This window comes from Aquimarina sp. MMG015, from assembly GCF_018100855.1.
GTDB classification, from domain to species: Bacteria; Bacteroidota; Bacteroidia; order Flavobacteriales; family Flavobacteriaceae; genus Aquimarina; species Aquimarina latercula.
Genome location: NZ_JAGJEB010000002.1, coordinates 241,336 through 267,460 on the forward strand (window position 1 = coordinate 241,336; position 26,125 = coordinate 267,460).

The window sequence follows — 26,125 nt, forward strand, 5'->3', positions numbered from 1 at the left end:
TTTAAGTCATTTTTCTCCTGGATGGTATGTTTTTTTAGCACGTTTTTCTACATCTTCCTTGTAGAATGCAGCTTCTTTAAATTGAACATTTACATACGGTTCTATTTGATCGTCGAAATGTGTAGAATCGGGATTACCACTTTGTCCACCAGCTAAACTAGTTTTTGCTTTTACTTTATCACCAAATTCCACAACTGCAACAAAACTATTTCCTCTAGTACCATAAATTTTCTTAGTATTATTAGTATACCGAACTCCATATGCTGCAAGTGCTCCCCAGCGTCCAGATGCAAATCCAACAGGAGTGCTAGGTTTATTATCATCGAATGGTTGTTTTATATCTCCATTAATACGTTGAAAACGATTTACCTCTCCCCATGGAAGGATACTTCCAAAGTCTTCTTCTATTTGAGCTAGAGTTTCTTTAAAAATAGACAGTCTTTCTTCTAACGGAGATTTTTCACCAAAATAGGTGAGTAGTGCCATATCACTAATTCTTTCTTCTGGTCTTTTCCCTTTTTTTGCATAATTGGTCCCATAGAAATGTGCTAGCGTCATTGCTTTGGAATCTACGGAAGTTTTGTAATCCCAATTACGTAAAATTTCGATAGCACTGCTTAATTCTTTTATTTTATCATTTTTATCATAAGCTTCTACGAGTCCGGGAATTAATTTTTCGAATGCAGGTAAATATGGATCATAGGCTAACGATATAAGACTATCTATCGTATAATTCTTCTTGTCCTTCAATAGTTCAATAGCGTGAACGCCTCTAAAGTTTTCTCTATCAATAGACATATATGCAGGATATTCTTCTTTTTTTGGGCTAAACTCTAACGCTGCGGTATATGGTGTAGAATTACAATTTTGTAACCAGCCATTTTTAGGATTCACAAGCATTATAGCTTCATTAACAGGGTGTAATCCGTTCCAATCGGTTTTAGGATTACTTCCATCAACAGGTTTGGTATAATCAAAAGATTGATCCCTAACTGGGATAAAATTACCATGGAAATATGCAATGTTTCCTTCGGCATCTGCATAAACGGTATTGTTTGATGAATTCGTTTTTATATCCATCATATTCCTAAATCCTTTATAACCAGTTTGTTTAGTGCGTATATAGGATTGTTCTAATGCTTTTACTGGTTCCCACATTAATGAGGTTGCAACCCATTTACCATCTTTAAGATGGGTTATGGGACCATGATGGGTTCTATAAGCCGGAAATGTTTTTTCTTTTAAAGTATCATCTTCTTTATATTTTAAAACGACTTTGTACTCTTTTATTGGTCTTAGTTCATCTCCATATTTATACATAGGTTTACCATCTTTCTCAATAGTTGTTTCAACAAATTCATCAATAACATCAGTATACGTAGAAGTATGCATCCATCCAGTTTTTTCATTAAAACCTTGATATACAAAGAACTGTCCCCAAGTAACAGCTCCATATGCATTTAATCCTTCTTCGCTTACCACATGCACTTCTCCTCTAAAATAAAATGAAGTATGTGGATTAATTAATAACATCGCATTTCCTGATTTTGTTAATGATCCAGAAATAGCAATTCCATTAGAACCTTGCGGTTCTAGCATTTCCTTTTCCTTTTTTAAAGCCACCACTTCTGATATTGGCAGTTCCATACCGCCTTCGTACATCGCTTTAATTTTGCGAGTAGAAACACGTTCTATATCACCACCAATAGAACCTTCGCTAAAATACATTGGCATCCACGGTTCAAAATGTGTTAGTAATCTAGGAGTTACCTCAGGATGAGTTTTTAGATAGTAATTGATCCCATCAGCAAAAGCAATGCACAATTCTTTAAGCCATTGTGGACTCTGTTCATAATTAGCTATTGCTTCTTCCTTGGTCATAAATAATTTAGCTCTAAGATCACTATAAAGAGCTTTTTCTCCCTCTACTTCTGCTAATCGACCTGTAGCCCAAATATAATTTTGTTCTACACGATTAAAATCATCTTCACATTGTGCATATAATAATCCAAAAACAGCATCAGCATCTGTTTTTCCATAAATATGTGGTACACCAAAATCATCTCTTATAATCGTGGTATTTAAAGAATGTTCTTGCCAACGTTTTTCTTCATCACTAAGTTCTATTTTGGTTTCAGTTTTACAAGAGAAGAGTAGGAAAGAAGTAATGCAAAAAAATATGACTTTTGATCGTATCATAGAGTTAGTTATATAATAAATACGGTGTATGAGTTTTTATTTTAAAAGTGTGTGAACTCCATTTTCTAGAGCAAATAATGTAGATATTTCTTTTTGAGTAAGATTTCTGTTAAAAATAGACAGTTCATCCATCAATCCTATATATCCTAATCCTAAATAAATATTAGATTTTTCTAATTCCCATGAAAAAGGATCTGTAATATCATCTCGTTGTCCCTTTAATACACCGTTGATGTATAAAGAAGTTTCACCTTTTCCAGAATTTAAATTTTTAAAATTTATAAAAATATGCGTCCAAGTTCCTTTTGCAAAAGGAGGCTGAGAGACTGGAATTAATTGATTTTTAAAAACTGGGTCATCATTGTCAGATATGGTAGTATCTTTTTTCCAAGAAATTTTATCTCCAATAACTCCCAGTCTGAAATCTCTAGGGTTTTCTTTGGTAAAATCTACCCAAATAGATGCATCATTATAACTTACATCCGTAATTTGGATTGGATCACAATATCCTGGCTCTAAATCTGTAGCAGGATCAAGATTGAGCCAAAAAGAAACAGCTCCATTCCATTCTTTTTGATTGTAAGCAATATTATCTTTACTAGTGTAATAAATATAACCTTTACTATCCTTCTCATAAAGAAGAGCTCCACCTTTTAAACCTTGGTTTTCTGATAAACTAACTCCTTCTTTGTGTAAACCCATTTTGGCAGAATCTCTGGCTTTTCTTGATGGAACAGTATATAATTTAGGATCTCCTAAAGAAAAATCAGCATCAGTTCCATTGTCAAAAGAAGTGTAAAATGTTAATGCTTTTTTTAATGCTGTTTTAGTAGTATCCTTTTTAACTACATCTTTTGGAGTATTATCTTTTTTGGTATTGTCTTTTCCACAGGATATTGCCATAAAAGACAAAGCTAAGGTAAAAATAAGACTACACTGAAGGGAGGGTTTTGCAAATTTCATGAGATGATAGATGTGTGTTTATATGGTTATAAATATATAAAAATATACCCACCAAATACTAGGGTGGGTAGTTGAAACAAGAGTTTTAAATAAACTTTATGATATTATAATATTAGTTTTCAATTTTTTAATTGATATCTTCTTGTTAAGAATGCGATCATACTCAAAAACAAAGTTATTATTGTTAAGGATACTATATAATTGTTATTATGGTTTAGTCCTCCGAAGTAATCCATAAATGGTATTTTGTTCATGTTTGCATACGTTATCATAAAGAATACTATTTCGAATAACTTCTTTCCTTTAGTCAGTATTCCTAAAGTGGATGCCAACAAAACAATAAAAATTGACCCAATTATTATATGAGCGTTTGATAATAAATCAAATGTTATAAACAGTCTTATAATTAATGGTGAAGCTAGTGATAACATTAGTATTGTTCCGGCAATTAGTTGTGAACTTAATAATCTACTTAATGGTTTATATGATGTAAATGTAATATGATGTACATTATTATGTATTTCTTTGGAAGATATTTCTGATAGTCTATGAACTTGTAAAAACCATAGGACCGGAAGAATCAATGGATATGCTATATTAATAGGTGCAATTGCCAAGGATATAACCCCAATTATGTTAATAATCCATAACCATCTTTTTCCTTTTCTAAAGAGTAGCATTAGTTCTGTTTTGACCAAAGAAACAATCCCATAATTAGTGGTGGATTTCTTTAATTCAGATACTATGATCTCTTGATTATTTTGTGTCTTCAGAATTTTAGGAGTTAAACTAATACTTCTTAGTTTCTCTTTAATACTAAACCTGTGGAATAATGGTGTAACGACCATTATAATCATCATACCAAGTAATACCCATATGAAACGACTTACAATAAATACTGTGGGAAATGATATTCCATTAAATTCAAACTTTTTAGTCTCTTTTATATTTCCAATAGCATATCCGATGGATAAATCTGTTTTTTCTTCTACTTTTATAATGCTTCTAACCGTTTCTTCCATGTGATGCATTACTATTTTAGTACCAAATGGGTCTAGAGCAAATTGTGATTTATCATTATTAGCTGAAAATACTAATGCTGAAAATAAAAAGAAGAACCCGATATTTTGTAGTACTGAATATTTTCTAAATACTACTTCAAAAATTATTGCCAAAACAGCTATAAAAAACATTGCTGGAATTGGAACTAATAGATACGGAATTAAAAAGTTTAATATTTCTAATGAATAACCATCATTATATAAATAAAATAGTATTATACTCATTAAAAAAACAATGAACACTATAGTAACTAATACCAAAAAATTACTGAGTACTTTGGATAAAAGGTATTTAAAATTAGTTATTCGGGTGGAAGCAGTTATATGCCCGATTTTAGTGGTTAAATCTTTATTAATACTGCCGTTAACTAAATAGAAGCCAATTAATGATAAGAATATACTAGTCATTATAGCAGTAACATACCCGAACCAAGCAGCATTATAATATCCAACATGATCAGCAATTCTAATAGTAGAATAACTGGCATTAGGTTCAGGTACAAATGTATATGCTATCGCTAGACTTATACATAAGGTGATAAGAAAGCTGTAACTTCTGGTTCTTTGTAGGTAATCAAATTTTATAGTTGATAAGAATGTTTTCATAATGAATGATATTTAGTAAGCATAATAAACCCCAATATGTACCTTTTGTAAGAATATTATAATTGCAATTATTATTAGTGCAGTTGTAATTGATATACCTGCGATAGTTTTCTTATTTCGTGATTTTTTCATGATATTAATTTGTTTTAGTTAAGTATAAATAAGCATCTTCTAGATTGGCTTTTTTTGATTTAGATCCCATTATTGGATTTTCGGAGATATATCTAATCATTAATCCTTGTTCTTTTCTTGCTGTACTAACAATTATTTGATGATTTTTAAAATCTTTTAATTCTTCTTTATTTATAGTGATTTCAAAAACTTTTTGATCAACTAATTTTATGAGTTGTTCTTGGTTTCCTTGGGATAATAGCGTACCATCTTTCATTACAGCCACTTGATCAGCTATGGTATCAATATCGGATACGATATGTGATGATAAAATAACGATACAATCTTGTGCTAAATCCGAAATAAGATTTCTGAAACGAACTCTTTCTTCTGGATCCAGCCCTACAGTAGGTTCATCAAATATTATAATTTTAGGATCATTTAAAAGTGTCTGTGCGATTCCTACGCGTTGTTTCATACCTCCAGAATAGCTTCCTATTGGTTTTTTAGCTGCCTCTAGTAAATTGAGCCCTTCTAGTAACTGTTGTATTTTTGTTTTAAGATTTGGACCACCAATACCTTTTAAAGCTGCTATGTATTCTAAAAATTCATAGGCATTAAGGTTTTGGTATACACCAAAATCTTGTGGAAGAAAACCTAATTGCTTTCTTATATAGTTTGCATCCTTCAGAATGTTATTTCTGTTTAGAATTATTGTACCGTCTGTTGGTTTACTAATGGTAGCTATCATTTTAAGAAGTGTTGATTTTCCTGCTCCATTAGGGCCTAGTAAACCTAATATTCCTTTTTCGATAGTAATTGAAAAATCTTTCAACCCATATTTATTTCTATTGTATTTTTTTGATACGTTTTTGATTTCCAGTTTCATGTTTTGTTATTTATTAAATTATTAATAACTAGATTTTAATACATTCCGATACTTTCTATTATAAGAATGGTTAATTCAATGATAAATTCTATTAGCGATTTCATATATGTGATATTTAATTGATTGAGATCAAAAGTGATATATTATACCAATAGAAAGAAAAAAGAATGATGAGTGGTGGGTGTATCGTGATATAGTAACAAATGTCCGTTTAACCCTTAAATTGATCAACTTGAATAAAAAAGTAGTACTTACATCATGAAAAAGAGGTATTTCATAAACCAAAACTTATTTTTGAATGTAAAATTTAAAAAATTAATATGTCAAGATTAGATACTTGGGTTGATAATAAACTTGTACAAAACATACTCGTTTGGTTATTTTTGATGATTATATTTTTGATGGTTATCCAAGCCGAAAATAGATTGCTGGCATCTTCTGCTATTATTGCTTTTATAATACCTCCTGTTTATATCAGTAACCTGAAAATATTACCGCTATTTTTTACAAATAAAAGGGTACTAGGAGTTGTTTTATTTTCTTTAAATATTACATTTTTTACTTTTTTGGGAGTTGCTTTGTTAAGTAGTTTTTTTGAAAGCTTTCAATGGAGAATGTTATTAAATATATTTGGAGCTGTTTTATTGGTAATACTATTTGGAACCGCTTTGAAGTTGGCTAGAGATAGTTTTTACAGACGTCAGGAAGAAAAAGAGGCTGAGTTAAAGCTCTTGAAAGCACAATTAAATCCTCATTTTTTGTTTAATACCTTGAATAACTTATATGGTTTATCTGTGATTAAATCCGAAAAATTACCAGACTTGATGCTCAAACTTTCTGATTTGTTAAGATATAGCTTGTATGAAACGAAGGAAACATTTGTTCCTTTAGAGAAAGAAATCAAATACCTTGAAAACTATATTTCATTAGAGAAAATAAGATTAGAAGATAAAGCAGATATCCAATTAAACATTAAAGGTTATGATCCTTCTGATAAAATTATAGCCCCGATGCTATTTATTGTTTTTGTAGAAAATGCTTTTAAGCATTTGGGAGTTTTAGAAGGAGTAAAAAGCAAAGTATCAGTAAATATTGAGATAGAAAAGGATTCTCTTAACTTTAATTGCTTGAATACTATAGATTCCATTCGTACAACAAATATTGAAAAAGGAAAAAGTGGCATTGGTTTACAAAATGCGAAAAAACGTTTAGATTTGATGTATATAGACAAATATAAGTTACAAGTAAAACAAGAAAAAGATTTTTATCAAGTTGCATTAAATCTTAATTTTTAAATGAAAGTACTACAGTGTTTAATAGCAGATGATGAACCAATAGCTCGACAAATTATAGAGAGTTACATTAAAGAAATCCCATATTTAGAGGTAGTAAATACCTGTAAAAATGCGTTTGAAGTAATGGAGTTTTTACAGGATAATACGGTCGACTTATTGTTTCTAGATATCAATATGCCAAAATTATCTGGTATTAGTTTATTAAAAACAATTCGTCACAAACCTAATGTGATTATTACTACAGCATATCCTGAATATGCAGTAGAAGGTTTTGAATTATCGGTAACAGATTATTTACTAAAACCTTTTAGTTTGGAACGATTTTTACAAGCTGTTTTAAAAGTGCAACAGCAAACAAGTCCTATTCAGGATACTGTTGTTGTAGAAAAAGAAAAAAGTACAAAATCTGTATATGTTAAGAGTGATAAGAAGATTATTAAATTAGACTTAGAAACTATTAACTATATAGAAGCTTATGGTAACTATATCAAAATATATACAAATCAAATGATTCTAACACCTGTAACATTATCCGATTTTTTAGAAAAATTATCTGATAACTTCGTTAGAATTCATAAGTCATATGTTGTCAATTTTAATGAACTTAAGTTAATTGATGGAAATCAAATAGTATTACAAAATGATAGTAAATTACCTATAAGTAAATCTTATAGAAAGTTAATTCTAAATAGAATAGATGGTATTTAGCGATATCAATTAGATATATACCTAAGTTTTATTTAAATAATTGGGTGATGTTCATTTTATACATAGTGCCAATAGGTATTACTTGATCCGCAATTAAAATTCTATTTCCTTCGATACTTTTTATATGTTTTTTGGCTACTGCAAATGATTTATGAACTTGTAAAAAATCATCACTGGCTATTGTAGCTAATAGATCAGTTATTTTTTCTCTTACAGTTATGGTTTCTTGAGTGGTAACAACCTTAGCATAATTCCCAGCAGATTCCAAGTATTTAATATCCTCAATTAAAACTTGTATGTACTTTTTATTACTTTTTAGAAAAATACTTTTTTCAGGAGCTTCTGTACGGAGATGATTAGGGGAAATAGATTTTGATTCTGATGCTGTAGCCTTATTTACTGCTTTTAGAAAACGTTCGAAACTAAAAGGTTTTAACAAGTAATCCAGAATATTCAATTCATATCCTTCTAAAGCAAATTCGCTATAAGCTGTGGTAACAATAACTTTAGGAGGATTAGAAAGTGTTTTCAAAAAATCGAATCCTTTTAATTTTGGCATATTAAGATCTAGGAAAATCAAATCTACCTCATTAGTGTTCATATATTCAAAAGCTTCTAAAGCATCATAACAATGTTGAAGCAATTTCATGTTTGGTAATAAATCACAGTAACGCTTTATAATACCGTGTGCTACATGTTCATCGTCTATAATTAAATACTTAATCATAATTGTTTAAGGGTTAGTTGTACTTTATACACATCTTCTGTTATCGCAAAAGATAAAGAATGTTTTTTTGGATACACTAATTCTAGTCTTCTTTTCAAATTATTGAGACCAATGCCAGGTTCTTTTGTAACCTCGGATGCATCAAAGTTATTTTCTATTGCAAAATGTATTTCATTGGCTCCAGATGTCATATTTATATGAATATAAGCTCCATCCCTTAAATTCTCTACTCCATGTTTAAATGCATTTTCTAAGAGTATGATAAACAGTAATGGCATAACCTTAGATTCTTCATTTTGAATATGTAGGTTAAAATTGACTTCTGTCTTTTTATGATAACGCATTTTATGAAGCTCAATATAATTTTTAAGATATTCTATTTCTTCTTTTACCGTAACAAAATCTCGTTGTCCTTCATAAATACTATACCGCATCATATCAGATAGTTTGAGTATTAGTTCTTGAGCTTTTTTGGAATCTTCTTCTACTAAACCATATAAGTTATTAAGGGTATTAAAAAAGAAATGAGGATTCACTTGACTTTTTAGATGTAATAATTCAGTTTTAGACTTTTCGTTTTTTAGTTTAATAATTGTCTTTAATTGTCTGGATACCCAACGAATCCCTACAACAAATAGAATACTGAAGTAAAAGAATGATAAAAGAGTGGCAATTAATTCTTCTTCCGTGGCCACTAAAACCATTAAAACAAAAGGAGTACATATAGCAAATAGCCAGAAAATGATTTTTAGAATTCTAGGTCTCATATTCAATATTAATTAAATAATGTATCTCCACCAAAGAAGTTGATGAACACTATTTAACTCTATTTAAACCTGATCAAACTAGGGATGAATTTATTTGCTATTTCTAGTTCGTGTTTGTATCCCTATTTTGAATTCGTTAGTAACTATTATTTACCTCTTTTGTTACTTGATCATAGGTTTGTTGGAAATATAGAATCATTTAAAAAACGAACAGTATGGAACTAATCATAGATAACTTATCAAAAACCTATGCAAATGGTGTAAAAGCATTACAGAATGTTACACTGCATATTCCTAAAGGGATGTTTGGGTTATTAGGGCCCAATGGTGCAGGGAAATCCACTTTAATGAGGACTATCTCGACACTGCAAGAAGCTGATATAGGTTCAATTCAATTCGAAAACATCAATGTTTTGAAAGAGAAAAATGAACTTAGAAAAACTCTTGGTTATTTACCACAACAATTTGGTGTTTATCCTAAAATATCTGCAAACATATTGCTCAATCATTTAGCAGTTTTAAAAGGTATAACTAATAAAAAAGAACGAAAAGAAGTTGTAAATAGTTTATTGCATAAAACAAACCTGTATGATGTAAGAAATCAAAATTTAGGAGGATATTCTGGTGGAATGAAACAACGTTTTGGTATTGCTCAGGCTTTATTGAATAACCCAAAGCTACTTATAGTAGATGAACCAACTGCAGGATTAGACCCTGCAGAGCGTAACAGATTTTATAATCTATTAAGTGAAATAGGCGAAAATACAATTGTCATTTTATCAACGCATATAGTGGATGATATAAAGGAGTTATGTACTAATATGGCAATCATTAATCAAGGTCAAGTAGTACTACAAGGAAAACCCTTAGAGCTTATTCAAAAAATTGAAGGTAAAGTATATCAAAAAACAATAGCTAAAAATGAATTAGATATCTATAAAAAGAAATATAAGGTTATCAATGAAAAACTGTTTTTGGGCAAGCCTGTTATTCATGTGCTGAGTGATGAAGATCCCAAAAATGGTTTTGCTCCTATAAATGCCAGTTTAGAGGACGTTTATTTTTCACAAATTAATAATTAATTCAAAAATTATGTGGTACGAAATATTCAAATTTGAACTTAAATATAGAGCAAAACGTCCAGAAACATATGTGTTTTTTGTGTTTCTTTTTTTGTTTTCTCTCGTTGGTGTAGATTTTGTTTTTCAAGGAGTGGAGATGGGATTGGTGAAAAAAAATGCACCATTGGTAATTGGCAAAACTATGGGAGCCATTACAGGCATTTTTATGATTATGGCATCAATGATTATGGGAGTTCCTGTACTTCGTGATTTTCAATATAATGTAGAGTCATTATTATTCATTAATCCTATTAAAAAAAGTGATTATATCATTGGACGATTTTTAGGATCATTTACAGTATTATTATTCATTTTTAGTGCAGTATTGTTTGGTATGATTGTCGGTGAACTCATGCCTTGGCATCAAGATTTATTACCATTTATGCCAATAAATTATTTACAATCGTTTGTAATTATAGTACTTCCTATATTATTTTTTGGAGCTTCCTTGTTTTTTGTTACTGGGATGTTAAGTAAAAAATTACTCGTGGTTTATACACAAGGGATTTTCTTATTCGTATTTTTTTTACTTACTAAAGCTGTAAAAAACGAATATATACAGGCTATTTTGGATCCTTTTTCATTAACAACACTTACTCAAGTTTCTAAGAATTGGTCTGTTACAGAACGTAATTCGTTAGAAATATTATTTAATGGTGTGATGCTTCATAATAAGTTATTTTGGATGGTGTTAGGTGTCATTATTCTAATGATAGGTTATCGTAAATTTTCCTTTACTATTAGTTCAAAAACTTCTAAAAAAAATAAGGTTAAAAAATCAAATATTGAAGAAGAATTATCAGTACTTGGGTATTCTACACCTAATATAAGCGTACAATATACAATCAAAACATATTGTCTTCAATTAATAGCGCTTTCTAAATTTTATATTATTTCCTTATTAAAAGAGACTTCGTTTTGGGCAATCGTTATCTGTGGAATGATTATTATTTTGATCAATTCCGTGAGTTTAGGAACTGTTTATGGTGTGGATAGCTATCCTGCAACATATTTTATTGTAGAAGAATTGCAGGAAATGTCTCTCTATTTTTTTGTAATTCTTCTTCTTTTTTATTCTGGAGAGCTTATTTGGAAAGAAAGAAATGCTAAACTAAACTTAATATTTGATGCTACCCCCATTTCTGATACCATTCCATTGATTAGTAAATTTGTTGCTCTTGTTAGTATTTATATCATATTGATGTTAAGCTTAATTATAACAGGAATACTGTTTCAGATTGTTAACGGGTATTATAATTTTGAATTGAAGGTTTATTTCTTTGGATTCTTTTTAGAAATATTACCATTCTTAGTTCTTTATACCGTCATTGCACTTTTGTTTCAAGTTATAAGTAATAATAAATTTGTTGGAATCTTACTCACATTATTGTTTTTCATTATCAATATAAGTTCAGAATATTTTGGATTTCAACATAGCTTGTACAAATTTGGAGGTAAAACTTTAGGGACATATTCGAGTATGAATGGTTATGGCCATTTTCTAAAACCATATCTCTGGATTAAAAGCTATTGGTTGGTGTTTGGTAGTTTGTTATTAGTCATTAGTGCTGTTTTCTCTGTCAGAGGAACAGAAACAGGACTAGTTAAACGCTTTAAAACTATTAGATATCGTTTTTCTAAACCAATAAAGTGGTTTGTTATTTCTGCCAGTCTTGTATTCATAGGTATAGGAGTTTATATATTTTATAATATTAATATACTAAATGATTATTGGACAAATTCAGAAGAAATAACATTTCGTGCTAATTATGAAAAGGCGCTAAAACAATATGAGTATATACCGCAACCTAAGATTACCAAAGTGAATTTAAATATTGAATTGTTTCCTGAAAATAGGTCTTATGAAGTTCATGGATATTTTATTTTAAAGAATACATTGGATCAACCAATACGTGATATTCATATTCAAAAAAAAATAGCATCACACGTACAATTGGATTCTGTTATTTTCGTCGGAAATAATGTATCTATAGACACTAAATATAGTCAATTTGATTATTCGATTTATTCTTTATCCGAAACATTACTGCCGGGAGATTCTATTAAAATGAAATTTATACAATCTTATAACCCCATAGGATTCGAAGATGATAATTCCAGTACACAAATAGTAAATAATGGTACTTTTTTGAATAATCAGGAGTTCCCAACAATAGGTTATAATAAAAAATATGAAGTTCGTGATGAGGATAAGCGGGAGGAATATAAACTTGGTACTAGACAAAATAAGGCTAGGAGAGAGGATGAACGTGAATTGGTTAATGGAGTTTCTGGAGGCGATTCTGATGGAATTAATTTTGAAGCTATTATTGGTACAAATAATAAGCAAACTGCAATTACTTCTGGTACTTTAATGAAACAATGGGAAGAGAATAACCGAAATTATTTTCATTATAAAACGAATTCTCCGATGATAAACTTCTATTCGATTGTTTCTGCAGAATATGAAACAAGAAAAGATGTTTGGGAGTCGTCTATCACTGATTTTACTAAACCTGTATCCTTAGAAATATATTATCACAATAATCATATATATAATTTAGATAGAATGATGGCTTCGATGAAAGCTTCTTTAAACTATTATAGTACTAATTTCAGTCCTTATCAATATGAACAATTACGTATTATGGAATTTCCTAGATACGAAGTATTTGCTCAGTCTTTTCCTAATACTATTCCTTTTTCTGAAGCTATAGGATTTGTATTAGATATTGATGATGAACAAGATGTGGATATGGCCTTTTATGTTACAGCACATGAGGTTGCGCATCAATGGTTTGGTATGCAAGTAGAAGCTGCAAACGTACAAGGGCGTCATATGATTTTAGAAACGTTGTCTCAATATGCAGCTCTGATGGTTTTAAAAAATAATTATTCAGAAGAAAAGGTGCAACAATTTTTAGAATTTCAAAAAGAGATATATAACAAAAAACGAAAAAAATCCAATGCGCGAGAACCTTCACTGGCATTAGTAGAGAATCAAGATTATGTCTATTATAACAAAGGAGCCGTAGCTATGTATACATTGCAACAAGAAATAGGTGAGAATGCTGTTAACAAAGCATTAGAGGATTTTATAAAAGATTGGCACAGTCAGAATGGGATGCTTAAAACCGTGTCTGGCAGATATGCAACTACAAAAGATTTACTCTCATATTTTAGGAAGGTTACAGCAGAAGATTTGCAGTATATTATTACTGATTTATTTGAAAAAGTAGAATAATTTGTTTGTTAAGGTAATGTCTAATTATTAAATAAGTAAGCCTTTCAAAAATGAAAGGCTTACTTATTTAATAGATTTTTTTATAAGAATATAATCTTTATCTAATTCATCTTAAGTTTTAAAACACTTATTTTTGAACACTTATTTTATTGAAGTATGATTGTTTATTATCAAGTATTTTTATGATATAAACACCAGTATTCAAGTGTTGTAAATCTAAAGCTGCTGATTTTCCATTAATATTCTCTGAGTGTATTCGTAAACCAGCTAAATTATAAACTTCTACTCGAGCTAAACCTAAACCAGAAACAGTTATGTTTAGTAAACTATTTTCTTTTAAAGGGTTTGGGTATACTGTAGGCGATTCTTTTGCTACATCTTCAGGAAACTTGTTATCTGTTTTAAAACGATCTCTACTTGCTAGCCATTCCATATCCCAATGTACACCTCTTACTAAACATCCTTCAACACCCATATCAACTCTACCGGGACATAATGGTTCGTCATTCGAATCATTGATCGGTCCGTTTCCACATTGAACATCGTTATAGATATTGTCTCCATTATTTCTAGACCTAAATAATGGGTGTTTTTCTAATTCGTCACAAATATCAACTACACTGTATTGTGTTCCATTAACAATTACTTTTTTACTTCCTAAATTGTGATCAAAATTAGTGCTACACCAACAAAATCCGTTAGCCTCATAACTGTCGTGCCAAGAAACTCCTCCAGGATTTAAAGGAATATCTCCACAATCCTGAATTAGAATTAGATGCGCCACATTGTATTCACAATCTCCACCTGCATATCTAGCAGCTACTTGATATTCTGCATTGCTCAAACCTGTAAAACTATAAGATCCAATGTTGTCATTAACCGTAATAGGGTAGGAGTTTCCTCCATCAATACTTAATTGAATTTGTGTGTACACATTTGAATCTTCGAAATTGACAATAATTTGACCATTATTGTTGCTACAACCAGGATTAGTTTGTGTAATTGAAAGTCCTCCAAAGAAATCTGAACAATCTTCCCCAATGGTTGTGCAAGACAATACTGAGACATTTGGTCCTGTAACTTGTACATAATCAATATTACCAAGTCCTGAGTTATTAGTTGCTTCCAAACGTACATCCTTTATTCCATCAGAAAGATTCACTGTTATTGATTCTGTTTCCCAAGTAGTCCAGCTTCCCGTAGTGTTAAAAGAAATATTACTAGCTACTGTAGATCCATCTACTATTAAATTTGCAGATCGGTTACTTGTGCTAGCATATCTCCAAGTAATGGTATAAGATCCGGCTGATCCATTTAATTTCCAATCTATCCCATTGCCATTTGCATTTGCAGTATTGATAAAACCTGTTCCTGTATGTCCTGTATGATTGTTATCAATAGTTCCTTCAGCAGAGCAGAATCCAGTTTCATCTTCTTGAATGATAATTGTATTATTAGTAGCTCCATAATAAGTAGGTACATTTTGCTTAGAAATACCTGGACCTTCATATGCCACAGACAATACATTTCCACCAGTTCTTTCAAAAAATAGAACTTCTATCTCATGATATCCAGCTTCTAAACAAACTGTTCCGGATTCTTCACGTGCACCGTGTAATCCATCATTATCTACTACTTTAATTCCATCAATCCAAAGAGTAGAACCATCGTCGGATGTTGTGTAAAATGTATAACTACCATTACTTGGTACATTTATATAGCCATTAAATGTTAATCCGAAATTATCTTGACTTTGCGTATTACTAAGATCAATTGCAGATGCTATTCCAGTAGATATTGGTGATAGTGAATTAAAATTAGGAAGCGAATTCCAATTACCTTCATAATATACATAACTAATACCAGAAGCAAGGTTAGAAGGAGGTGTTACATCTGTTAACGGTGAATTACAAAGGTTAGTTGTCGTATCTTCCGAAAACTGAAACCAATCAACATCTAATAAATATCCACTTCCTCCCTTAAAGACCAAATAAATATCTTGCTTTTCACTTATTTCAGATATATTTGCTGTTAGGGTTTCCCATGATGTAAAAGATCCAGTATTAGTAACTTCTACTGTTCCCAATAAAGTTCCGGAAATACTTCCTTGTCTTATTTCAATTGTCCCTCCAGAAGTCCCACTTGATACAGACATTTCTATTGAATTTGCACCAGAACCAAAATCAATATTTTTATATTGTACCCAGTCACCATTATTTACCCATCCTACAAAAGAATTAGTAGTTCCAGTTTGTATACCAGATTGTTCACAAAAATCTTCTGCTTCTATCTGCGAAAATGCATCATGACTTTCACAAAGCTCCACTGTATCTTCGCTAGGATTAACAATATCATATCCGTTAGGACCATTATACCAAGAAACATTATCATAATAAACGGTTCTTGTTTCATTGGTCTCATATTCCGAATCTTGAAAATTATACTGTCCCATTTTTAAAACTGTTAATGAACCAGCTTCTTCGGACCCAAAATCTTGATCTACATTTCCTATCTTCACATCGTTACTATCAAAATTTCCGAATCCAAAATTTATATTCGTTTTTCGGTATTCACTAACTCCATTGACCCAAATCTCAAATTCACCTTTGTTTTGATTAGATAAAATAAAATGAATCACAATCGGAACCTCTGTTTCATAAGGAAAATTAGAATATACTACTTCTTCAACATTACTACTACTGCCACCATTAGATCTATGAATAATTGTTAAGTCCCCATTTTCAACTTGTAACATTGACTCCCAAGACCAAAAACCAGGAATAAATCCAAAAATCTGAGCAATACCTGCTTTTTTGTTTTTAGGATAGTCAGAACCTAACTCTAAATTCATGCCATACCATCCTTCTTTGTATGTTGTCCATTGGTCTCCACATGCTTCGGCTCCTTTGTCCATTCTTGTTCCATTATATCCTTCTGATGTCCACCAAGTTTTTAGACGTCCATTAACAACTTTGGAGTAATTAGGGTTTTGAGTTGTACAGACATTAAATGGACCAAGATTGCCGTTGTCAAAATCATGAGACAAAAGAATTTGAGCCTTAGAAGTATTCGTGAGTAGTAGGAATATCCCAAGGGTTATTAAGAAGTTACAGTTTGAAATTTTCATGGTATATAGTTATTGTTTCATTATTAGTTAGTTTCTTTTTCATAATCTACAGGTATTATAATTTTAATGGAAGTAATATGGTATTGATTGGTTTTATGAAAAAGAATAAGTGTGTTTTAAATAATAAATTGGTTGACCAATTTAAACATAAAATTAACATATGATCTTAAAGGATCATTTAGCCTTTAGAATACGTAGAGAATTATATAGAATTCGTTTATTATTTATGGAAAAATAGTGGAATAGAAATAGGGCTTATTTAATTTAAAATTGAATTAATTACCAATTGTAGTAGAATACTAGTATTTTTAAATCCAAATACTAAAAATTTTTTATATAATTAAAAACACTCATTTTACATTTTAATCAAACTTTTATAATGAAAACAAACATCATCAATCTATTTCTTATCGTTTCAGTGCTTTTTGTAGGCTGTAAAAAAACGGAAGAAGAAAAAACGGTAGAAAAACAAAAACCACATCAATCATTAGATGCTCCTGTGGCTAAAAAAGTAGCAGAAGAATTAATAGCGCATGATGATACCCGCGTAGATAATTATTTCTGGATGCGTTTAAGTGATGATCAGAAGAATGCAGACACTCCAGATGCCCAAACACAAGATGTTTTGGATTATTTAAATGCAGAAAATGATTATAAGGATGCTGCTATGAAGCATACGGATAGTCTACAGAAAACATTATTCGATGAAATCGTTGGACGTATTAAAAAAGATGATTCTTCTGTACCTTATAATGATAATGGATATTCCTATTACACTAGATTCGAAAAAGGAATGGATTATGCATTGTACTGTCGTAAAAAATTGGAGGATAATGCTACAGAGGAGATTATGTTGAATGCTCCGAAAATGGCAGAAGGATTAGCATATTTTGCATTAGGAGGAATATCTATTAGTTCTAATAATAAAATGCTTTCTTATGGTGTTGACACCGTTTCTAGAAGGAGATATACTATTTATTTTAAAGACTTAGTGACTAACGAAACGCTTTCTGATAAATTAGTAAATACCACAGGAAGTGTAGCTTGGGCTAATGATAATAAAACAGTCTTTTATACTTCTAAAGATTCAGTCACTCTAAGAGCAAACAAAATTTATAAACATGTGTTGGGTACCGATCAGTCTCAAGATGTATTAATATTTAATGAAGAAGATGACACCTTCAGTACATTTGTTTATAAATCTAGATCGGATAAATATATTATTAGTGGGAGCTATCAAACGTTGTCTACAGAATACAGATATTTAGATGCAGATACCCCTAATGGTACTTGGAAGGTAATCCAACCAAGAGAAAGAGACCTCGAGTACGATGTGGCTCATTTTGGAGATCATTTTTATATAAATACTAACCTGAATGCGAAAAATTTTAAATTAGTAAAAACACCAGTAAATGCTACAACAAAAGAGAATTGGGTGGATGTGATACCACATAGAGATGATGTTTTGTTACAGGGTTTTACTGCTTTTAAAAATCATCTAGTGCTGAGTGAACGAAAAAATGGTCTTAGTACTATCAGAGTAAGAAAATGGGATGGTAATGATGATCATTATATTTCTTTTAATGATCCAGCATATTTTTCCAGAACTAGTGTTAATATGGATTTTGACACAAATATTGTACGTTATAGTTATACATCGTTAACAACTCCTAATAGCGTTATTGATTATAATATGGATACCAAGGAGCAAACTGTTTTAAAAGAACAAGAAGTATTAGATTCTAATTTTTCTAAGGACAATTATGTATCAGAACGTTTATATGCAACAGCTAGCGATGGTGTAAAAGTTCCTATATCTCTTGTTTATAAAAAAGGAATACAAAAAAATGCTAGTACACCACTTTTATTATATTCTTATGGTTCTTATGGAAGTAGTACAGAACCAAGATTTAGTTCTACTAGATTAAGTTTGTTAGACCGAGGTTTTGTTTTTGCCATGGCTCATATTAGAGGAGGTCAGGAAATGGGCAGATATTGGTATGAAGATGGAAAACTTCTTAAAAAGAAAAATACATTTACTGATTTTATAGATGTTGGAGATTATTTAGTAAAAGAAGGGTATACCAGTTCTGATCATATGTATGCCTTAGGCGGTAGTGCAGGAGGTCTACTTATGGGAGCTGTTTTAAATATGAAACCAGAGCTTTGGAATGGTGTCGTTGCAGCGGTACCATTTGTAGATGTAGTATCTACTATGATGGATGAAACAATCCCTTTAACAACATTTGAATTTGATGAATGGGGAAATCCTAAGAACAAAGAATATTATGATTATATGAAATCATATTCGCCTTATGATAATGTAGAAGCAAAAGATTATCCTAATATATTAATAACAACTGGATACTGGGATAGTCAAGTACAGTATTGGGAACCAGCGAAATGGATAGCTAAGCTTAGAGAACTTAAAACAGATGATAATCTTTTGATTATGGATTGTGATATGGAAACTGGACACGGAGGTGCTTCTGGGCGTTTCGAAAGATATAAAAGTGTGGCGTTAGAGTATGCTTTTATGCTTGATCTAGAAGGAATAGAGAAATAGATTTTTATAAAAAGATTGATTTAAAGCCAGTAAGATCTCAATGCTTACTGGCTTTTTTATAAATTTGAAAAAAGTGGTAGAATTAATGGATAAAGACTTTAGGAAAGTAATAACTACTACAATAATATCGGTTCTTATGTTTTCTTTTAATTATGGTCAAGTAGTTAAGAAAGATTCTGAAGGAAGCTTATCTAAAAGATGGCAAATTAAAGGAGACAGCATTAAACGTTTTAAAATTGAACCTTATAAACCGGTTTATTTTTTAGTAGCTAATTATACAACTGATATTAATAATTTTCCGACCAGTGATAACCCACTTAATTTAGCAGAAGAGTCATCTGATTTTTCGGATACAGAGTTAAAGTTTCAATTAAGTTTTAAAACCAGAGCTGTAAGAAATCTTTTTGGTAAAAGAATAGGAGGTGATGTTTGGGTGGGATATACACAATCTTCTAGATGGCAATTATATAGTGCAAATATTTCTAGACCGTTTAGAGAAACAAATTATGAGCCTGAAGTAATGTTAGTATTTCCTACAGCGTATAAAATTCTTGGTTTGAATGGTGTATTTGCTGGAATAGGAATTAATCATCAAAGTAATGGAAGATCGAATCCTTTATCTAGAAGCTGGAATAGAATTGTATTGCAGTTCGGTTGGGAAACACCTTCATGGAGTTTCGTTCTAAGGCCTTGGTGGAGATTACCAGAAGATAGGATAGAAGATAATAACCCTGGAATAGAGGATTATGTTGGTAGAACTGAATTTCTAACAGTTTTCTCAAGAGGTAGACACGATATTAGTTTTTTAGCAAAACATTCTTTACGCGGTGGGAATAAAAACAGAGGGAGTATCCGGTTTGATTACGCTATTAAAGTTCTAGATCAACTACAAGTTCATGCGCAATTTTTTCATGGATATGGTGAAAGCTTAATAGATTATAATCATAATCAAACAACTTTTGGAATAGGTTTATCTCTTCTTCAATGGAGATAAATTTTATTTAAATAACAAAAAGGCCATCGATCATAGTGACGACGGCCTTTTCTAATACTTATTGGCTAATAAATATTATTTATTACTTTTTAACAAGGAATCTTTTTGTAATAGCTAATCCATTAGAATTAGTAAATCTCACAAAATATAGTCCATCAGCGAATTGAGAAATATCAATTCCGAAAGAAGATTTTTCTGGATTTATTTTCTTTACAATAGAACCATTAGAAGAAATCATAATGATCTCATCATACTTTCCTTCATTAATCTCAATGTTCAATGTCGAAGTAGCAGGAATAGGATAAAGCTGGATACTCTTATCTGCTATTCTTGTAAAAGAAACTAATTCATCACGGCTAGAAGCTCCTATAACTACTACATAATCTTCAACCTCTCCATATCTAAATGATTCACATGTTGAAGGTATCCCATTATATTTCATTGATACTCGCATACGGGTAGCTCCAGCAGATGCTCCAGATGGTACAGTAAAACTACCAGTATTAACAGCATCTGTAGAAGGGCTTTTTGACCAAACTAATTCATTCGAATCATCAAAATCACCATCTCGATTATAATCTATCCAAACAGCATATCCCTCGTTGTAAATTGTTCCGGTCCAAGTTGGTGTAATAGTAATAGTGTTGGTATTACTTAAATTTGTTGTTATAGCTGTATAATCTCCATATCCACCGGCCTCAGCTGTAGTTGTATTATTGATACTTCCTATTTGTACGTTAGAAATGTATTCATCGCTAGTTATTTGTCCATTAGAATCACAATAGCCAGTTGGTGGTATATTACCACCACCGCTTCCATCGGCGCTAAGGTTAATTGTATAATCTTCTACTTCTCCATAAGTAAAAGTCTCACAAGAAGTTGGAATCGCATTGTATTTCATAGAAACCCTCATTCTTACAGAAGTTTCAGAAGTTCCACTAGGTACAGTAAAAGACCCACTATTACTACTGTCTGTAGATGGGGATTTAGACCAAACAAGTTCTCCTGTATCATCAAAATCTCCGTTGTTATTATAATCTATCCAAACTGAATATCCCTCTGCATATACAGTTCCAGTCCAAGTAGGAGTTACAGAAACCGTATAGGTTTGACCTTCATTTAAATCAGTAGAAATACCACTAAAATCTGAATAAAACTGAGCTCCAGAAGTATTATTAATTGTATTCAATTGCACATTACTGATAAATTCATCATTTACGTTAGTACTAGCAGAATCACAATAAACAGTTGTACTACCATCGATAGTGGTAAACGTAGTAGTTCCATTTCCAGAAACATTACCAGCAGCATCTTCTGCAGATACAGAAACGGCGTATGAAGTTAGAGGAGAAAGACCTGTAACATTAAAGTCTGTAGTTGTAGAAGTTCCTACTACAGTCCCATCAATCGAAATAGTATATCTAGCTACACCTACATTATCAGTAGAAGCAGTCCAGTTAAGAATAGCACTACCAGCTGTAATATTGCTAGCAACTACATTTGTAGGGTCGGTAGGAGCTTGCGTATCCGGAACTCCAGCTTCAATCTGAAATTTTCCTACTACACCAGTTCTACTACCATTTACATATTCATTAATAAACCAAAATGAAGAATCGTCTGATGGATCTACATCAATTTTACTATAATCACCATAACGTGTTCCAGGAATATTACCTGATCCATTAGCAATAAGTTCTTCTGCTGTAGTCATAGTTCCTAAAGGATCAGAACTTAATCTACCTGTGAAATAAGAACTAACTCTTACCGTCGATGGAGTAGTAGGACCAGACATAGAAGTATATCCCATACCAATATTTCCTTGACCATCCATTGCTAAACTAGCATGCCAAGCATGTCTTCCATCTGGCGCTGTATAAGTACCTTCTTGATATAATGACCAAGGTTGATTATCACCACTTTGTCTAAATTCATACCAACGAATTGCTGCTAATTCTCCAGAACTAGCATCTGCATCTACCACAAAATTGAATACTGCAGAGTTATGAGTTGCAAATTTTCTAAATTGTGCTTGATTCATTATTGTTGCCTGTAAAGCATCGATAGAAGTACCTCCTCCTGGTTGCGACAAATTAACAAAGCTTCCTCCATCAAAAACACTAATAAAAGGAGTTGTAACAATTTCTTGTGGGTTAGAAACTGTAGAATTATTAGGATTATTCCAATCTACATCAGCAGTCCATACCTTTATATGATCTACCGATACGCCATTCCAAGCATTATCCTGTAAATATAGAATTGTGGCACCTCCGGGCGCCGGTAAATTGCCATTGGTAACATTCAAAGCTTGTGGACTAAAAAAACCACTAGTCACTATGCCAGGAAGATTAAAACCTAGAATTTGCGCATTAGGATCTCCTGCTAACATAGCATCTCTTTCTAGTGCCCATAATTTATTAGTTCCACCTGTATTTTCAGTGATATAATACCCATCACTCCAAACAGATAACTTTTGATAGTCTTGTATTCCTGATATGTTATATACAAACCATCCAGAAGTTACAGGATTTGGACCATCAGAAACTGCTACTTGAGCACCAGATCCCAAAAATGAAAGAACCCATCTGTCAGCTGCATTGTCGTAAGAAGCAGTAAGGTCACAACAACCACCTGACGGAAAAATTGCAGGATTAGGAGATGTTTGTCCTACTAACTGATTACCAGATTTATCATAAATCATAAAACCAGTGTTGTAAACGACAAAAACATGATTTGGACCTACAGCAATAGAAGGGTCAGTTGGTTGAGAATTCGATGAATACGTATCAAAAACAAGACTAGCAGGAGCTCGTTGAACACTTTGCTCCATTTTGTTTTTGTTTCTGAAGAAATAATCATTTTCAGTTTGTGGGTCTTTACCCGAGGTAATTTGATTTCCTAATGATCTTTTATCCTTAGCTTCCCTGACAGAATTATCTGGTGCAATAAGATCGTTAGGCCTTGATGCGATTGACGATACGTATTCTACCGAGGATACTTTTCCATGGTAAAATGCTTTCGTTCCGGTTTGTTGAGCTTGAGTCATAAAAGAGACCACAAGAAAGGCTGTTAATAACTTGAGTTTTAAATTCATTTGTGTTAATTTAAATGGTTAATTGACTTAAATTTAACTTAAATTTCAACAGTAATTTAAAATTATTTTGTGTTTTTTTTAAATGAAAGGGAAGACCATATTAAGGCTGAGTAATAACCATTTATTAAGTTAGTTGGATGAGAATTTATACAAATATTCTATAAAAATAATGGCCAAATAATGTAATTAATTCTATTGCCTTTTTCTATGTTATTTTTAGTTTAAAAATAAATTTGTAACCTTTTTTAAAATCATTTTGTCCAATACATGTGAATTCACAATCAAAAAAATAATCACATTTTAAATTGATCAAAATGATTTTATCAAAACGAACAGTAAAACTATGGATATTGATTTTTTATTTAATATCTATACCAATGTCCTTTGGACAAAAGAGTAGTAAAACAATACGAGTACCGGATGGAAGAGTTATTGATGTTGCTTTATTAAATAAGCATATTAAAAAAGCTATGGATTCTATTGATTTACCTGGTCTTTCTATAGCCATAATAAATGATAACACTATTGTATATCATAATACATTTGGTTTTGCAAATCTTAAAACTAAGAAACCGGTTACAAAAAGAACCATCTTTGAAGGAGCATCTCTTTCAAAACCTCTTTTCGCATATTTTTTAATGAAAATGGTAGAAAAAGGAGTTTTGGATTTGGATGAACCAATATATTCGTATCTAGAACCTATATTTCCTGAAGGAGTTATTCATAAAGACTCATTTGAGGATTATAAGATTTTAACTCCAAGAATTATTTTATCCCACGGTTCTGGTATTCCTAATTGGGTAAAAGGAAAGCCAATTGAAATTAAATTCAAACCGGGTACAGATTTTTCATATTCTGGAGAAGCTTATCAACATTTGGGCGCAGCTTTTGGTACTAAGTTAGGGATAGGATGGGGGAGCAAATTGGATTCTTTATTTTTAAAAGAAGCTGCGCATCCCATCGGTATGGATAGAAGTATATATACTTGGAACAACATCTATAATGAAGATGTTGCAAATGGCCATATAAAAGGAAAAACAAATCCAGAAATTAATAAATACAAAAAAGTTGGTCCTGGTTTTAGTTTGCACTCAGATGCAGAAGATTATGCATTGTTTTTAATCGAAATGATGAACCCGAAAAATATTAAGGTGACTACACGTGATCAAATGCTACGGGAACATAATCATTTTAAACCTGATAATAAGTTGTTAAAAGAAACCGGTCAAACTGGTTGGGGTCTTGGTTTTGCTCAAAAACCTACTCCCAATGGACTGATGCATTTGCATACAGGTAACAATCATGATTTTCAGGCATATGCGATGTTTGTTCCTGACCAAAAATATGGTTTTGTGATTTTTGCAAATTCAGATAATTTATTTCCTTTACTGGAAACAATAGAGAAATTTTTAGGAGAACATTTTTAATATAAGATAAATGAAAGATTTAAACGAAGTATTTGTATTCATAACAATGATAATAGCTATTGTATTGATTGTATTCATAATTGCTAGATATACGTATTTAATAAAGAAGACATTAATAGAAAAAGGAATATATATAGATCAAAAGAATAATAAATTGAAATATTTAGATATTGGCTGTATCATTTTTGGTTTAGGTATTGGATTATTTGTATCCTCGTTATTTACAACATTTAATTTATCTGAAGATGCCGCGGATTTATTGATTTGGGGTACCATTTTAATTTTTGGAGCTACTGGATTGATTGTTGCTCATTTTATAAGAAAAAGACTTGAGAAATAGTCAATACAAGCAAGAATACGATCTAATTCGTAGAATAAATGATGGTGATGCATCAGCTTTTAGACAACTCGTGTATGTCTATAAAGATGTATCACTATCACTTGCTATTTCAATACTTAAAAATCAAGTTATTGCAGAAGATGTTTTACAAGAAGTGTTTTTAAAAGTATATAATAAGTTGCACACATTTCGGTTCAAATCGTCGTTTTCTACTTGGCTATATCGTATAGTGATTAATACCAGTTATAATGAATTAAAGAAGAGAAAGAATAGTATAAATATTGATGAATTAGAGAGTGGTTTTATAATTTCATTGGTAGAAAAAAATGCAATGGATGAAGCTGATCAAAAAAGATTTATAAATTTAGCATTACAGCAATTGCGCCCGGATGAGGCATTAGTACTCCGTCTCTTTTATTTATGTGAATATAAAATAAAGGAAATTGAAAAGGTTACAGGATTTAAAACCTCTAAAATTAAGGTAGATTTATATAGAGGGAGAGAAAATATGCATTTCCAGCTAAAAAGGTTATTAGGAGATGATTTAAATAACTTATTATGAAAGAAGAAAATGTAAAAAAAATATTAGAAAAAAGTACAGTAGAAACTTCGGATGATTTTATCAATAAATTAATGAAGAAAGTTGATGTTCTGCAAAATACTAAAAAGTCCTCTTTTTGGTCTTTTAAAATTGTTATTGTTGCTTGTTCAATTTTACTATTTATTGCAATAGGATCTCTTCACAATTTTCCAGAACATAATTTCAGTATGTTTGGTTCATTTTTCAATAATATTCCGAAGACTCCGTTTTTTTTAATGATTATTATAACAATATTGTGCTTTATGAACAGTATTATAAGATTAAATTATTTCAATGAAAAATAAATTA

General features: G+C 31.1%; 18 protein-coding genes. 10 read left to right on the forward strand and 8 right to left on the reverse strand.

What is annotated here, in order from left to right:
* Nucleotides 1–6 precede the first annotated feature (6 nt).
* The 4 genes from J8L88_RS04400 to J8L88_RS04415 all read right to left on the reverse strand — a co-directional run bounded on the left by J8L88_RS04400 (nucleotide 7) and on the right by J8L88_RS04415 (nucleotide 5,829).
* Nucleotides 7–2,199, reverse strand: a complete 2,193-nt coding sequence (locus J8L88_RS04400; RefSeq protein ID WP_211060058.1) for an acylase — start codon at nucleotides 2,197–2,199, stop codon at nucleotides 7–9.
* A 36-nt stretch (nucleotides 2,200–2,235) separates the two neighbouring features.
* Nucleotides 2,236–3,102 carry a LamG-like jellyroll fold domain-containing protein gene (locus J8L88_RS04405; protein WP_211060059.1) on the reverse strand — a complete coding sequence of 289 codons (867 nt, stop codon included), beginning with the start codon at nucleotides 3,100–3,102 and terminating at the stop codon, nucleotides 2,236–2,238.
* Nucleotides 3,103–3,281: 179 nt separating this feature from the next.
* On the reverse strand, nucleotides 3,282–4,829 hold the full coding sequence (locus J8L88_RS04410) for an ABC transporter permease (RefSeq protein WP_211060060.1): 1,548 nt from the start codon (nucleotides 4,827–4,829) through the stop codon (nucleotides 3,282–3,284).
* A 136-nt stretch (nucleotides 4,830–4,965) separates the two neighbouring features.
* Nucleotides 4,966–5,829 (reverse strand): ABC transporter ATP-binding protein, encoded by an 864-nt coding sequence (locus J8L88_RS04415; protein WP_211060061.1) that lies wholly within the window; start codon nucleotides 5,827–5,829, stop codon nucleotides 4,966–4,968.
* A 320-nt stretch (nucleotides 5,830–6,149) separates the two neighbouring features.
* Here J8L88_RS04415 and J8L88_RS04420 point away from each other — a divergent pair, with 320 nt between their 5' ends.
* Together J8L88_RS04420 and J8L88_RS04425 are read left to right on the forward strand one after the other, a co-directional pair.
* The gene (locus J8L88_RS04420) at nucleotides 6,150–7,124 is read left to right on the forward strand and encodes a sensor histidine kinase (RefSeq protein ID WP_211060062.1); all 975 of its coding nucleotides are present in this window, start codon (nucleotides 6,150–6,152) and stop codon (nucleotides 7,122–7,124) included.
* Nucleotides 7,125–7,832 carry a LytTR family DNA-binding domain-containing protein gene (locus J8L88_RS04425; protein ID WP_211060063.1) on the forward strand — a complete coding sequence of 236 codons (708 nt, stop codon included), beginning with the start codon at nucleotides 7,125–7,127 and terminating at the stop codon, nucleotides 7,830–7,832. It begins immediately after the preceding gene.
* A gap of 28 nt (nucleotides 7,833–7,860) precedes the next feature.
* On the opposite strand, the gene J8L88_RS04430 is transcribed toward J8L88_RS04425, so the two are convergent.
* The gene (locus tag J8L88_RS04430; protein ID WP_027391541.1) at nucleotides 7,861–8,559 is read right to left on the reverse strand and encodes a LytTR family DNA-binding domain-containing protein; all 699 of its coding nucleotides are present in this window, start codon (nucleotides 8,557–8,559) and stop codon (nucleotides 7,861–7,863) included.
* Entirely contained in the window at nucleotides 8,556–9,326 is a 771-nt protein-coding gene (locus J8L88_RS04435; RefSeq protein ID WP_211060064.1) for a sensor histidine kinase, read from the reverse strand. The genes J8L88_RS04430 and J8L88_RS04435 overlap by 4 nt, the downstream gene beginning before the upstream one ends.
* Nucleotides 9,327–9,541: 215 nt before the next feature.
* Between J8L88_RS04435 and J8L88_RS04440 the strand changes: the two genes are divergently transcribed.
* The gene (locus J8L88_RS04440) at nucleotides 9,542–10,408 is read left to right on the forward strand and encodes an ABC transporter ATP-binding protein (protein WP_211060065.1); all 867 of its coding nucleotides are present in this window, start codon (nucleotides 9,542–9,544) and stop codon (nucleotides 10,406–10,408) included.
* 10 nt (nucleotides 10,409–10,418) lie between these two features.
* The gene (locus J8L88_RS04445) at nucleotides 10,419–13,691 is read left to right on the forward strand and encodes a M1 family aminopeptidase (protein WP_211060066.1); all 3,273 of its coding nucleotides are present in this window, start codon (nucleotides 10,419–10,421) and stop codon (nucleotides 13,689–13,691) included.
* A gap of 127 nt (nucleotides 13,692–13,818) precedes the next feature.
* Here J8L88_RS04445 and J8L88_RS04450 read toward each other — a convergent pair whose 3' ends face one another.
* Entirely contained in the window at nucleotides 13,819–16,818 is a 3,000-nt protein-coding gene (locus J8L88_RS04450) for a carbohydrate-binding protein (protein WP_211060067.1), read from the reverse strand.
* A 379-nt stretch (nucleotides 16,819–17,197) separates the two neighbouring features.
* Between J8L88_RS04450 and J8L88_RS04455 the strand changes: the two genes are divergently transcribed.
* Together J8L88_RS04455 and J8L88_RS04460 are read left to right on the forward strand one after the other, a co-directional pair.
* Nucleotides 17,198–19,384: a S9 family peptidase gene (locus J8L88_RS04455; protein WP_211060068.1), complete on the forward strand. Its 2,187-nt coding sequence runs from the start codon at nucleotides 17,198–17,200 to the stop codon at nucleotides 19,382–19,384.
* Nucleotides 19,385–19,469: 85 nt separating this feature from the next.
* Nucleotides 19,470–20,378: a phospholipase A gene (locus J8L88_RS04460; RefSeq protein ID WP_211060069.1), complete on the forward strand. Its 909-nt coding sequence runs from the start codon at nucleotides 19,470–19,472 to the stop codon at nucleotides 20,376–20,378.
* An 82-nt stretch (nucleotides 20,379–20,460) separates the two neighbouring features.
* Here the strand turns inward: J8L88_RS04460 and J8L88_RS04465 are convergent, their stop codons facing one another.
* Nucleotides 20,461–23,469, reverse strand: coding sequence for a GEVED domain-containing protein (locus tag J8L88_RS04465; protein WP_211060070.1), 3,009 nt, complete (start codon nucleotides 23,467–23,469; stop codon nucleotides 20,461–20,463).
* A 314-nt stretch (nucleotides 23,470–23,783) separates the two neighbouring features.
* Between J8L88_RS04465 and J8L88_RS04470 the strand changes: the two genes are divergently transcribed.
* From J8L88_RS04470 to J8L88_RS04485, 4 genes are read left to right on the forward strand one after another with little or no spacing between them, the layout of a single operon-like run.
* Complete coding sequence (locus J8L88_RS04470) at nucleotides 23,784–24,896, forward strand: serine hydrolase (protein WP_247666413.1); 1,113 nt, start codon at nucleotides 23,784–23,786, stop codon at nucleotides 24,894–24,896.
* 10 nt (nucleotides 24,897–24,906) lie between these two features.
* Nucleotides 24,907–25,236 carry a hypothetical protein gene (locus J8L88_RS04475; protein ID WP_027391533.1) on the forward strand — a complete coding sequence of 110 codons (330 nt, stop codon included), beginning with the start codon at nucleotides 24,907–24,909 and terminating at the stop codon, nucleotides 25,234–25,236.
* Entirely contained in the window at nucleotides 25,226–25,798 is a 573-nt protein-coding gene (locus J8L88_RS04480) for an RNA polymerase sigma factor (protein WP_027391532.1), read from the forward strand. Before J8L88_RS04475 ends, J8L88_RS04480 begins: the two co-directional genes overlap by 11 nt.
* Nucleotides 25,795–26,121 carry a hypothetical protein gene (locus J8L88_RS04485; RefSeq protein ID WP_211060071.1) on the forward strand — a complete coding sequence of 109 codons (327 nt, stop codon included), beginning with the start codon at nucleotides 25,795–25,797 and terminating at the stop codon, nucleotides 26,119–26,121. Before J8L88_RS04480 ends, J8L88_RS04485 begins: the two co-directional genes overlap by 4 nt.
* Nucleotides 26,122–26,125 lie beyond the last annotated feature (4 nt).

Excerpts from the sequence above, each read along its gene's own strand:
- J8L88_RS04455 (WP_211060068.1), top strand. The coding sequence starts at position 17,198 with ATGAAAACAAACATCATCAATCTATTTCTTATCGTTTCAGTGCTTTTT.
- J8L88_RS04460 (WP_211060069.1), top strand. The coding sequence starts at position 19,470 with ATGGATAAAGACTTTAGGAAAGTAATAACTACTACAATAATATCGGTT.
- J8L88_RS04415 (WP_211060061.1), bottom strand. The coding sequence starts at position 5,829 with ATGAAACTGGAAATCAAAAACGTATCAAAAAAATACAATAGAAATAAA.
- J8L88_RS04440 (WP_211060065.1), top strand. The coding sequence starts at position 9,542 with ATGGAACTAATCATAGATAACTTATCAAAAACCTATGCAAATGGTGTA.
- J8L88_RS04405 (WP_211060059.1), bottom strand. The coding sequence starts at position 3,102 with ATGGCAATATCCTGTGGAAAAGACAATACCAAAAAAGATAATACTCCA.
- J8L88_RS04450 (WP_211060067.1), bottom strand. The coding sequence starts at position 16,818 with ATGAAAATTTCAAACTGTAACTTCTTAATAACCCTTGGGATATTCCTA.
- J8L88_RS04485 (WP_211060071.1), top strand. The coding sequence starts at position 25,795 with ATGAAAGAAGAAAATGTAAAAAAAATATTAGAAAAAAGTACAGTAGAA.
- J8L88_RS04465 (WP_211060070.1), bottom strand. The coding sequence starts at position 23,469 with ATGAATTTAAAACTCAAGTTATTAACAGCCTTTCTTGTGGTCTCTTTT.
- J8L88_RS04435 (WP_211060064.1), bottom strand. The coding sequence starts at position 9,326 with ATGAGACCTAGAATTCTAAAAATCATTTTCTGGCTATTTGCTATATGT.
- J8L88_RS04425 (WP_211060063.1), top strand. The coding sequence starts at position 7,125 with ATGAAAGTACTACAGTGTTTAATAGCAGATGATGAACCAATAGCTCGA.
- J8L88_RS04430 (WP_027391541.1), bottom strand. The coding sequence starts at position 8,559 with ATGATTAAGTATTTAATTATAGACGATGAACATGTAGCACACGGTATT.
- J8L88_RS04410 (WP_211060060.1), bottom strand. The coding sequence starts at position 4,829 with ATGAAAACATTCTTATCAACTATAAAATTTGATTACCTACAAAGAACC.
- J8L88_RS04445 (WP_211060066.1), top strand. The coding sequence starts at position 10,419 with ATGTGGTACGAAATATTCAAATTTGAACTTAAATATAGAGCAAAACGT.
- J8L88_RS04420 (WP_211060062.1), top strand. The coding sequence starts at position 6,150 with ATGTCAAGATTAGATACTTGGGTTGATAATAAACTTGTACAAAACATA.
- J8L88_RS04400 (WP_211060058.1), bottom strand. The coding sequence starts at position 2,199 with ATGATACGATCAAAAGTCATATTTTTTTGCATTACTTCTTTCCTACTC.
- J8L88_RS04475 (WP_027391533.1), top strand. The coding sequence starts at position 24,907 with ATGAAAGATTTAAACGAAGTATTTGTATTCATAACAATGATAATAGCT.
- J8L88_RS04470 (WP_247666413.1), top strand. The coding sequence starts at position 23,784 with ATGATTTTATCAAAACGAACAGTAAAACTATGGATATTGATTTTTTAT.